9 protein-coding genes are annotated in these 11856 nt (G+C 34.9%); 6 read left to right on the forward strand and 3 right to left on the reverse strand.

Annotated elements, in window-relative coordinates; translation table 11 throughout:
* Positions 1–72 precede the first annotated feature (72 nt).
* Both asd and rsgA read right to left on the reverse strand, forming a co-directional pair.
* Entirely contained in the window at positions 73–900 is an 828-nt protein-coding gene (gene asd / locus AC0L5Q_RS15480) for an archaetidylserine decarboxylase (RefSeq protein WP_473618317.1), read from the reverse strand.
* 71 nt (positions 901–971) lie between these two features.
* The gene (gene rsgA, locus AC0L5Q_RS15485; protein WP_473610869.1) at positions 972–2009 is read right to left on the reverse strand and encodes a small ribosomal subunit biogenesis GTPase RsgA; all 1038 of its coding nucleotides are present in this window, start codon (positions 2007–2009) and stop codon (positions 972–974) included.
* Positions 2010–2162: 153 nt separating this feature from the next.
* On the opposite strand from rsgA, the gene orn reads away from it, so the two are divergent.
* From orn to AC0L5Q_RS15500, 3 genes are all read left to right on the forward strand, one after another.
* Positions 2163–2708 carry an oligoribonuclease gene (orn, locus tag AC0L5Q_RS15490; RefSeq protein ID WP_473610873.1) on the forward strand — a complete coding sequence of 182 codons (546 nt, stop codon included), beginning with the start codon at positions 2163–2165 and terminating at the stop codon, positions 2706–2708.
* Positions 2709–2898: 190 nt separating this feature from the next.
* Positions 2899–6498, forward strand: coding sequence for a hypothetical protein (locus AC0L5Q_RS15495; RefSeq protein ID WP_473610877.1), 3600 nt, complete (start codon positions 2899–2901; stop codon positions 6496–6498).
* Between the two features lie 33 nt (positions 6499–6531).
* Positions 6532–6735, forward strand: coding sequence for a DUF1289 domain-containing protein (locus AC0L5Q_RS15500; RefSeq protein ID WP_473610881.1), 204 nt, complete (start codon positions 6532–6534; stop codon positions 6733–6735).
* On the opposite strand, the gene queG is transcribed toward AC0L5Q_RS15500, so the two are convergent.
* Positions 6722–7882 (reverse strand): tRNA epoxyqueuosine(34) reductase QueG, encoded by a 1161-nt coding sequence (queG, locus tag AC0L5Q_RS15505; protein WP_473610885.1) that lies wholly within the window; start codon positions 7880–7882, stop codon positions 6722–6724. The two genes, AC0L5Q_RS15500 and queG, sit on opposite strands and share 14 nt — an antisense overlap.
* A 224-nt stretch (positions 7883–8106) precedes the next feature.
* Between queG and tsaE the strand changes: the two genes are divergently transcribed.
* From tsaE to mutL, 3 genes are read left to right on the forward strand one after another with little or no spacing between them, the layout of a single operon-like run.
* On the forward strand, positions 8107–8598 hold the full coding sequence (gene tsaE / locus AC0L5Q_RS15510) for a tRNA (adenosine(37)-N6)-threonylcarbamoyltransferase complex ATPase subunit type 1 TsaE (protein ID WP_473610888.1): 492 nt from the start codon (positions 8107–8109) through the stop codon (positions 8596–8598).
* A 27-nt stretch (positions 8599–8625) separates the two neighbouring features.
* Positions 8626–9948 (forward strand): N-acetylmuramoyl-L-alanine amidase, encoded by a 1323-nt coding sequence (locus tag AC0L5Q_RS15515; RefSeq protein ID WP_473610893.1) that lies wholly within the window; start codon positions 8626–8628, stop codon positions 9946–9948.
* 5 nt (positions 9949–9953) lie between these two features.
* On the forward strand, positions 9954–11846 hold the full coding sequence (gene mutL, locus AC0L5Q_RS15520; RefSeq protein ID WP_473610898.1) for a DNA mismatch repair endonuclease MutL: 1893 nt from the start codon (positions 9954–9956) through the stop codon (positions 11844–11846).
* Positions 11847–11856 lie beyond the last annotated feature (10 nt).

Below are 11856 nucleotides of genomic sequence, written 5' to 3' on the forward strand. Positions count from 1 at the left end.
TTGTTTATTGCTATTTATTTACGCAATTCTTTATTTACGATGTGATTATTTATATACATTTTTACATATAAGTTAACTACAAATGTCCGCGTAATGTTCGCCCAGTCGCGTTACGGTTTCTGGTCCTGCTGATTTATTGAACTCAATCATATTAGGAGAAAAGGTTGAAACGACGGTAGAGCCAAGTTTAAACCGACCCATTTCATCGCCTTTTTTTAGGTGAATGGCGTCAACGCCTGCTGCAGGATAATTCCAAGTAAATACATCTTTACCTGCCGGAGGAGTTATAGTTCCTGCCCATATTGTTTCTATACTAGCAACAATGGTAGCGCCGACTAATACCATGGCAAGTGAGCCATGTTCAGTATCAAAAATAGTGACTACTCTTTCATTTCTAGCAAATAAGTCAGGTACGTTTTGAGCCGTAAGAGGGTTTACCGAAAACAAATCGCCAGGCACATATATCATTTTTCTTAATGTTGCTGCCATTGGCATATGAATACGGTGATAATCTTTAGGCGCCAAATAAATGCATGAAAACTTACCGTTCTCGAAAGGTTTAGCATCATTTACATCACCACCTAATAAACTCGTTAAACTATAATTAAAGCCTTTTGCTTGTATTAGCTGACCTTGTTCAATATCACCTTGTTGGCTTATTGCACCATCTACAGGATAACAAAGGGTGTTGCTGTTGTTATCAATATCACGAGCACCGTCTTCCAATTCACGAGTGAAAAAATCATTAAAGGTTTCAAAGTCTTCTGCATTTTTTAATTTAGCTTCGCTCATGTTAATGTCGTAAGCTTTTATAAACCATTTAATGGCTTTAGTGGTTAACCAACCCGCTTTTGCGGCTGCGAATTTTCCAACTAAACGCGAAATAGCATGCTTAGGCATTATGTATTGAAGTGCTATTTTTATTCTATCAATGATCACAGGTTTTCCTTTCAATATAGTATTTTTTTTACTCAATCGTTAAAACGAGAAGTTAGTGTGTTTTCGTCTAAACTGGCGAGTATTCTTTGAAAACTCGTCAATCTTTTTTTATGTATTTTTTGTTGTTCGGTCGCTTCAATCAGAGCACAGCCAGGATCGTTTTGATGTTTGCAATCTCTAAATTTACAAGTGCCAATGTAATCTGAAAACTCTATAAAACCAGAGCAAACTTGTTCAGGTGTTAAATGCCATAAGCCAAACTCTCTTATACCTGGAGAGTCAATAAGATCACCGCCATTATTAAAATGAAATAATCGGGCAACAGTTGTCGTATGCTGTCCTAATCCTGAGTTTTCAGAAACTTGTTTAGTTATTAATCCCAGCTCAGGCATTAAGCTATTGGTTAATGTCGACTTTCCTACGCCAGATTGTCCCACAAAAATACTAATGTTCTGATTGAGCTGCGCTTTTAAGGTATCTATACCTTCTTGTGTTTCATTACTTACGTAAAGTATTTGATACCCAATATCTTTATAGATGCTTAATTGTTTCTCAATGATGGTGCGGTTTGTATCATCAAATAAATCTGTTTTATTTAATACAATAATAGGTGTAATACCGGTTTGTTCGGCAGCCACTAAATATCGATCAATAATATCAGGATTAAATGCGGGTAAAACAGAAGACACAATAAGAATTTGAGTAATGTTAGCGGCAATGGGTTTTACACCGTCATATACATCAGGGCGGCTTAGTATAGAGGTTCGTTCATGCACAGCTTCAATAACGCCAGTAATGCTATGTTTTGTTTCTTTGCCTAAACGCCATAACACTTTATCACCACAGACTAAAGATTTAACACTTCGACGAATATTACAACGATGGCAATTTTGTTGTTCATCCTCTACATCGGCATGCTGACCAAATCGGCTGATAACAGTACCGGTTTGTGGTTCACCTAACTCATCATCTAGCCATTGTACGCTATCCGTTTTTTTACTGAGTTTTTTATCCTGATTCGCATTAATGCGTCTAACCTGACCTTTAGTCAGTTTTCTACGTTTAGTCACGAGAAGTAATCATATTTTATTGCTTATTATTCGCTTAAAGGGTTTTAAACATTATTTGTTCTCACGTATTATACTTAAAAATAGTAATTCATCTAACCCTTGTCTGATCATTAATAAATAATAAGTGAATTAGCATGGAACAAGGAAACATTTATGGCGCGTAATGATACAAATTTAATTTGGCTTGATCTCGAAATGACAGGCCTAGAACCCGAAACGGATGTGATTTTGGAAATAGCGAGTATCGTTACTGACAGTCAACTTAATATTTTGGCTGAAGGTCCTGTGTTTGCCATTCATCAGTCTAATGAAACCTTAGATAATATGAATCCATGGTGTATTGAACATCATGGACAATCAGGTTTAACAAAACGCTGTAAAGAAAGCACAACGGATATCGTGACTGCCACAGAAGAAACCCTTAAATTTGTTGAACAATATGTACCAAAAGGCAAATCACCTATGTGTGGTAACAGTATTGGGCAAGATCGTCGTTTTATTAATAAATACATGCCTGATTTCGAAGACTATTTTCATTATAGAAACTTAGATGTAAGTACAGTGAAAGAGCTTGCAAGACGTTGGAAGCCAGAAGTGCTAGATAAAGTAGTGAAAACTGGAGCACATTTAGCAATGGATGATATTCGTGAATCCATTGCAGAACTTAAAGTTTATCAAGAACATTTTTTTAAGTTGTAAGGTTTTTAATTACTCATTTCACTTTGTTTTTAAAAAAAAGGCTGTAATGCAATTACTTCAATGAGGTTACAGCCTTCCTATCATATTAATAAACATTGATTCTTATCTGTATTTAAATAAACTATGGCTCACAATAAATGAATTCAGAAGCGTATTTTATCTGTACGCATGAACAGAGAACTATATATTCATGAGTTTCAAGTCACATATACCTTTTCATCGTCAAATATCAGGGTCTTTAGTTTTTCTATTTTCATCTATTTTGTTAGTTGTGGGAATTATTTCGTTTTTGTTTTATCAACGTAATATTCAAGTGAATGACTTAGTAACAACACAAATACCTACACTAGAGTTTGCCTACCAATACGAACAATTATTGTCATTTAATCATGAATATCTTGTCACTTTACAAAGCAGCAAAACAGCAAATGAATTAAGTCGTTCGTTAAATATGATCGAAAAAAATATAGCTGATATATCAAAGTTGCCTTTTATTAATGTAAGGCAATCAGGGCTTTTGGCTACGGAAATTAGTGGAATAAAGGATATTGTTGATCGGATAAAAAATAATGAACCTAGAAATGATACTTTAAAGCAAACCTCCATTGCTCAACTACGTTTACTGATCAATACGCTTGTTGAAGAAATAGAAAAGAAAAACCAAGAGCAAATAGTATTTCATCACAAAGTTACCATTAATGGTGAAAATGGTTATATACCTGCAGGTAATGCCATTAAATATATTGAAGTTACTAGAATATTAGGTCAGTTAAATAAATCACTGTTATTATTTGATGAAGCCACTTTAGGGTTTGAATCGTTGAGTATTCATGATTCAGTAGATAGTTTTGATGAAATTACTAAAAAGATAGATTTAGCCATAAGTACTTGGTTAAGTGTATTAACCAGTGAGCCGCTAGATATAGAAATAAGAAGTAAAATTGAAGATCTACAAACATTATTTAATGTAGAGCAAAGAGTATTAGCTAAATGGTATAGCCATTTAAGGTTAGCAGAGGAAGTTTTTAATAGAATTAAAAAAGTTAATCAAACGCTCAATACGCTTTATGGCGAAAATAATAAACGCATAAACTTCACGTCTTCTCATTATATTGTTCCTCCTTTTATCACTCAAGTGTTAGAAAAAACGCCTTACACACTTTCAGAAAAATACTATTATTATGGTTTGATAGCTGGCGTTGCAGTTAGTTTGTTACTGATTTTAAGTATATTGTTGAGACTTAAAAGTAGAATCAAACAATATGGCGAAAATACCGTTAATTTATGTGAAAATTTATTAGCGGGAGAAGATAAAAAACAAGAGCAAAGTGATTACGTTAAAACTGCAGAACATCTTCGTATTGTTGGCTTGATTCACCAAATTCAAAAGCCAGAGCATAGTGAAAATCAGTATCAGTCATTAGTTCATTCTCACAAAGATGAATTAACGTTTATTCATAAAAATCATAGTGTCGCTCTTTGGCAATATCACCCATTTACGTCTTATATTGAAGTCAATGAAGCTATTTTAAGTTTAACTGGTTTTTCAAACAGTGACATAAGTCATTGGCGTAAGTTAATAACAACTCAATCGTTATCAGAAGTAATAACAGCAGCAAAAAGTGTTCGTGACTCTCAAATAACTCAAACTTGTCAAATCAAAACTAAAAGCAATATTCAATTAGACATTTGTATTGGTTTTGATGGCACTCGTTGGTTTGGCACATTAAGTCGAGATGAAAAAACAGAGCAATTTAAAAATACGATTTTGTTGCTTAAAAACAAATTAAAAAAGACAGAAGATCATTCAATTGATGAGTTATCAGCAACAACTGATAAATTTAGTAAAATGGTAGTAAGGGCAATGCTACAAAGCCAAGGTAGCTCTGTCGATATGAATAGTAGTTCGTTACCTGTTTACCGACAACTAACGCGTATCTTCGATTGGTGCCGCCAAAGTAATATTGTGATGAAATTACAAAAGAGCCCTCGTAACTTACAAAATATAGATATTAGTTTTAAAGATGAATTACACGCGATTATTTTTAACGCTATGTCAGAAGCTCACTTGCAACGAAATCAAATATACCTTCAAACAGATAGATTACTTCTCAATTTTGCCAGTGTAGAACATCGTTTATTCCATCGTATGCTGTTAGGTATCATCAGGGTAACTTTAGCTGAATTATTCAATGCTAAAATGCTAGTAGATTTAAAAGTAATTGATCGCGATACTGGCTCTCAAACGGTTCGATTTACATTAACAGTGTCGCCGGCTAAAAAATTAAAAAAACTTCCTGATTTGGTTAGTCGATTAGTGAACGAGGAAGTAAAGTCGACACCTACTTCAGATATTGTTTTTTATATTAAAACCTTAATGCAACGTTTTAATATCAATCAAGTAGAGAGTGAATTGCAAGACGATGGTTTTAAAGTGATGTTTGCTATGTCACTTGTTGAGCAAGAAATTCATTTATCAGACAAAACGATTAAAGCTAAAAGCTTGAAGCAAGTATCTATTGTTTCTGTGAGTGCTTATCCATTTTTACAAAAAGTGGTTAGCCATGCAATTCATGCTGCTGACGGCACTGTATCTACTGTAAATAGCATTGATGATTTCACTAAAGAGTATAGTGTTAAAACCCTTACCAATAAGCCTGTCGATTTGATCATTTTAGGTGACGATATTTCACGGGTTAACCTTGAAGATATTAAGAGTCATGTTGATAATCTGCCTGAAAATAAGAAACCTAAATTGTTTGTTATGCAGTCACCCGTAAATAGCGCTTATCATAAAGAGGGTTTGTACAATCAGGCTTCTATGCCTTTATGTCAAAACAGCTTTCAAGTAAAAATACTTGAACTTTTAGCAAGTGACTCAGTTGATAACAGACTCGTTGAGGCTGAAGTATTAAGCGAACATCAATATCAATCAACAAGAGTGGAAGTGTTATTGGCTGTTTCTGTACCCGAGGAACATCAATTATTGATCCGATTACTTCAATGGTTAGGTTTACAAGTACATGTTGTGTCTCAACCTATTGCTATGATTAAACACTGGCAGTCTGGTAGGTACTTAATACTCATGTCTGAGTTTAATCAATCTCCTTTTGTTATGTTATCAACAGGGCAGAATATTCTACGGGGTGTTTTTACATTTAAAGATATTTTATTTGATACGCCAGCAGGCAATCTTTCGAAGGCAATTAAACATTGGAAAGTATCAACCCTGCCACATGTATTAGATATAAAAGCGCTTATTCTTCTTCTTTCTCCATGGCTTAAAGCAAAAGCTATTCATATTGGTTCTAAAGAGAAGGCAGTTACTACTGTTAATATGGATCAATCATTTGACGCTTTTTTAAATGAAACAGATAAACTCGACAGCTCAGATAAAACATACCTTAATTATTCTCAGGCTTCTATTGCCGATGAAACTGATTTACCATCTAGCCATGTTTTAGATATGGAAAAATATGCTTTCAATCAAGGCTCTTCAGAGCTTGCCGCATATATGATTGATGAATATATTGATGATCTAGATAAATCGATAAGGTTTCTTGAACAAGCTATAGGAAAGCATGATTTTGCTAACACTGCTCAACCTATTCAAATTATATTAAAAGTATCTGAAGTGATGGCCGCCAAAGATATTCACACAGCATGTCTATCATTAAAAGAAATGCTAAATGATACTTCAGATAAAGCCAATATGGAAAAATATAGGGAAGCCATTACTAAGTTACGTTCACACTTGAAATCCCTTAAAGCCTATACTGATGCGATATAATGATTTTAATACAATATTTCAGAGGTAAAGTCAGTGATTGAAAGTCCGTGTGTTCGTAATTGTTGTTTAGATAAAGAAGATGTTTGTGTGGGTTGCTTTCGTCATATTAAAGAAATTGTTGGCTGGAAAAACCTGACTGATGAAGGTAAACAAAAAATATTAGCTAGTTGTGAAGCACGAAAAGTGAAGTCAAAAAATATAAAAGTAACACATGTTCATCCAGCTAAGCGTCTCTAGGTAAACCTTTTTCAATGGTTCTAATTAAGCGGCCGGTTAATCTTTCGTTTGTTGTGTGAGTTGTTATAGCAAGAGCCTCTTCGTGCTTTTTTTCTATTTGCTGCTGTAATGCCCACTCAATATGCTCTACAACCATAGGGGAACTGATAGTTAACTTTTCGCTTAATGCATTGATCACGTTTTCGTCATAAGGAGCATTGCCCAAAGCAATAGCGATATTTCGTTGCCAGCATTCATAGCCAATTCTTCTGATAGGTGAGCCTTCAGTTTTTCGAAGAAAATAAGTTTCATCCCATGCAAATAAAGATAAAAGTTTACTATTATCTAACGCTTCTCTGGCATTAAAGTCTTCCTCTTGTGTTATTTTTGCAAACTTATTCCACGGGCAAATGAGTTGGCAATCATCACAGCCATATATGCGATTACCCATCGGAGCTCTAAATTCAACAGGTATCGCCTCTTTTAGCTCAATGGTTAAATACGAGATACAGCGGCGAGCATCTACTACGTATGGTTCTATAATCGCACCGGTAGGGCAAATTTTAATGCATGAAACACACTTACCACATTCATTCGCTGGCGAGCTTGTTGTTGGTAGGGGAATATTAACTAATAGCTCACCTAAAAAGAACCAAGACCCAGCTTCTCTATTAATGATTAAGCTATGTTTACCTGTCCAACCTAACCCCGCTTTTTCAGCTAAAGGTCTTTCAAGTATAGGGGCTGAATCTACAAAGGGCCTAAAGTTAAATCCTTCACAATATTCGCTAATTTTATTACCTAACTGTTTTAGGCGCTTTCTCATGAGCTTATGGTAATCTCGTCCTAATGCATATCGGCTGATATAAGCATGATCGGGCTGTTTTAGAATTTGCGCAAATTTTGCATTTTCGGGTAAATAATCCATGCGAACACTAATACAACTAAGTGTTCCTTCTACCAGCTCCTCAGGCCTTGTTCGCATTGAACCGTGCCTAGCCATATAGTCCATATTGCCATGGTAATTATTATCTAGCCATTGAGTAAAGTTAGCTTCGTGTTCAGATAAATCAACGTCGGAAAACCCCACCTGAGAAAATCCTAGCTCTTTGCTCCATAGTTTTATTTTTTCTGTTAGTTCAGTGTAATTTATGGCATTAATTGTCATGGGGTATTAAAGCTAGTGTGCGTTTTTTATAGTTTATCATCGTTTTAATGGGATAAATAATACGATTAAGACGAAAATTTATATACGTAATAGCGATCTCTTATAATAAGAACAAAAAGTTACAGATAAATAACAATTTAACTTGATCTGTTATTGCGACAAAAGATCATTTAGGTAAACTAGCAAAATGAATATAAATATAATATTGAAATGAACTATTCGTAATGAATAATAAAACTGATGCATTAACCTACGACTTAGTAAACTCTGAAGCCACTATTGCTATGGGAAGTCTATTAGCAAAAATTATTAAAGATGATCTCAAACAAGGGCTTATTGTATATTTACATGGAGACTTAGGCGCAGGGAAAACAACATTAACACGAGGCTTTGTACAAGGTATGGGGCATCAAGGTAATGTAAAAAGCCCAACCTATACTTTAGTTGAACCTTATGAGTTAGAATTATGGAACGTATATCATTTTGATTTATATCGATTAGCCGATCCCGAAGAACTTGAATACATGGGAATTAGAGATTATTTCGGTGAGAATAGTTGTAGCTTTATTGAATGGCCAGAAAAAGGAGAGGGCTTTTTACCTGAAGCAGACTTAATCATTAATATTGAATATAAAAATGCCGAAAGAACTATACGCTTTGATGCTAAAACAACATTATCTCAGTTTCTTTTAGAAAAACTAACTCAATATAATTAATAAAAACACATTTACTATAGGACCTTCATGCTCTTTGCTGTAACAAAACGACAATTTATTTTATTGATGACTTTATTATGCCTATTGTCGACGCAGGTATATGCGGCTAATAATATTAAAGGTGTTCGTATTTGGCCAGCACCAGATAGTACTCGTGTTGTTTTTGACTTATCTGAAAAACCAGAATTTTCCTATTTTAGCTTGTCTAAACCTCAGCGATTAGTGATCGACTTTGCTAATAGTAAATCACTCGTTTCATTAACTAATGTTTTAAAAGATGATAATCGAATTAAAAAGATTCGTACGAGTCAACCTCCCAAAAAAGGTACTACCCGACTTGTTTTAGAATTAGCTGAAAACTACCAATTATCTATATTTCCTCTAGCGCCCGCTGGAACTTACGGTGATCGATTAGTTATAGATATTTATGATAAGAATGACTCAGACACCACAACACAGAGTCTTAATATATCAAGTAAAAGAGATATTGTTATTGCCATAGTTGCAGGGCATGGTGGTGAAGATCCTGGTTCTATAGGTGCTCGTGGTACTTATGAAAAACGAATTACGCTTAGCATAGCCAAAAAATTAGAAAAACTCATAAATCGTCAACCCGGACTTAAAGCGGTAATGATCCGAAAAGGTGATTACTATGTTAATCACGACAAAAAAACCGAGTTAGCGAGAAAAAGCAAAGCGGATCTTCTAATTTCTATTCATGCCGATGCTTTTACTTCCTCTAAGCCGAGTGGTGCTTCTGTACTCGTACAGTCAACTAGGCGAGCTAATTCTGAGTTTACCCGTTGGATAGCCAATCGCCAAAAAGAATCAGAGCTTTTGGGTGGTGCGGGTGAAACCATCAAAAAAACGAAAGATAAAAACTTAGCTATTACTTTAGCGGATATGAAAAAAGAATATACGATGGGGAGCAGTTACGCATTTGCCGAGCACGTAATACGTCAACTTAAAAAAGTAACAAAGCTGCATAAGAGTAGCCCTGAAGGCTTAAGTTTAGCGGTGTTAAAATCTTCTGATATTCCTTCAGTACTCATTGAAACAGGTTTTATTTCAAATCCACAAGAAGAACGTAACTTAACGAGCTTTGCTCATCAGCAAAAATTAGCTAGAGCTATTTATACTGCTGTGGATACTTACTTTAGTGATAACCCACCAGATGGAACTCTTTATGCTACTGGCCAGCTAAAACAACATAAAATACGTTCTGGTGAATCATTAAGTGTTGTTGCTAAACGATATAATGTCTCAGTGAGTAATTTAAAGAAAAAAAACAACTTGAAATCAAATGTCATTAAAATCGGGCAGACACTAATCATTCCGCGAGCTGAATAAAAATAATGCCTATAGAAATCCTTCCAGCCCAGTTGGCAAACCAGATTGCGGCAGGCGAAGTCGTTGAACGTCCAGCATCGGTAATTAAAGAGTTAGTCGAAAACAGCATAGATGCTGGCGCGACAACGATTAAAATCCAAATTGAAAAGGGGGGAGCTAAACGCATTAAAATAAGTGATAACGGAAGCGGGATATCGAAAGATGAACTGGCTTTAGCACTTAGTCGACATGCAACCAGTAAAATAAAAACATTAAATGATCTTGAAGGTATAAGTAGTCTTGGTTTTAGAGGAGAAGCTTTAGCTTCTATTAGCTCTGTTTCCCGCCTGACTTTAACTTCTAAACCTGCTGATCAAGAATCAGCATGGCAAGCTTCTGCGGAAGGTCGTGACATGGCGGTTGATATTAAGCCTGCAGCACACCCCAACGGGACTACTATAGATGTACAAGATCTGTTTTTTAATACACCGGCTAGGCGAAAATTTTTACGTACAGATAAAACAGAATTTACTCATATTGAAGAAGTGATTAAAAGAATCGCTCTTGCTTGTTTAGATATCACCTTTGTTTTAACACATAACGATAAGATCATACGTCAATATAGGGCTGCAACAACTAAAGCCCAATACACTAAGCGTGTTGCACAAATTTGCGGTCAAAAGTTTATTGATCATGCTATAGAAGTCGAATGTAGTCATGACGACCTACACTTTAGCGGTTGGCTAGCTAAACCCAGTTTTGCGCGTAATCAAAATGATTTATGCTACAGTTACGTTAATGGCCGTATGATGCGTGATAAACTCATTAATCATGCAATTAGACAGGCATACAGCGATTTATTGCCGCCAGATACCTATCCTGCATTTGTGCTTTTTTTAACGCTAAATCATCGGGATGTTGATGTAAATGTTCATCCGGCCAAGCACGAAGTACGTTTTCATCAAGGGCGCTATATTCACGATTTTATTTTTTCTGTTTGTCAAAGAGCCTTCAATGATGAGGGTATTGTTCAACATTCTTTAATGGATTTACATCATATTGATCAAAACGAAAACGATAAAACTAGCAGTTCAGAACCTGATAAACATACAAGCATACAATATCAACCATCATACCAACAGGCTGCCGTTGACCAAAGTTATATAAAACCCTTGTCGTATGTAAATGAAGGAAGCCCTTCTCAATATACGCCTTCTCATTCAAGTTATCATCATTCACGCCCTTCAACTAAAGGGAAAGATGCTTACTATCAGTTAATGAGTAATGAAGTTGACTTAGCCGAAAGTCAAACGCCGAAAGTTGGTGAAGACTTACATACAAGTGTTGCTAATGTTAATAAAGTTGTAAGAGGTGTATTAGTTCTTCATATTATTCAAGTAAGCTACGCATTAATTTTACTGGACCATGAATTACGTTTACTTTCTTTAACAAAGTTAGAAACTGATCTATTGGCCAATGAGTTAGCGTCAAAATGGGAAGCCGGCTTTATAAGTCAACCTTTGTTGCTGCCTGTAAAAATACAAAGTGAAAAATTACAATGTGTTTTTTTAGAAAAAAATAAGCATAATTTCGAACGCTTAGGTATTGCTTTTAATGTCATCAGTAAAAGCTCTGTGCAAGTTAGGCAATTCCCTGCCTGTTTACGTAATAAAGATGTTTGTAGTAGTTTCTTACATTTATTAAATGCACTTTTTAATAAAAATGAACATAACGAATTAGAGGATAAAGATTGGCTTTTAGCGCTTACTTCCTTGTTATTACAAGAAACTTATACCATAGAATCTACTAATATCTTATTGAGTAAAATACAAAACTTACAATCTGATATAAAAGAAAAACTTTTACTCTTGAATTCTACACCTGTAGACCTTACATCTGAATTAAATAAATTAATGTAACCTAGCGCTT

Source organism: Pseudocolwellia sp. G5-9 (genome assembly GCF_055808995.1).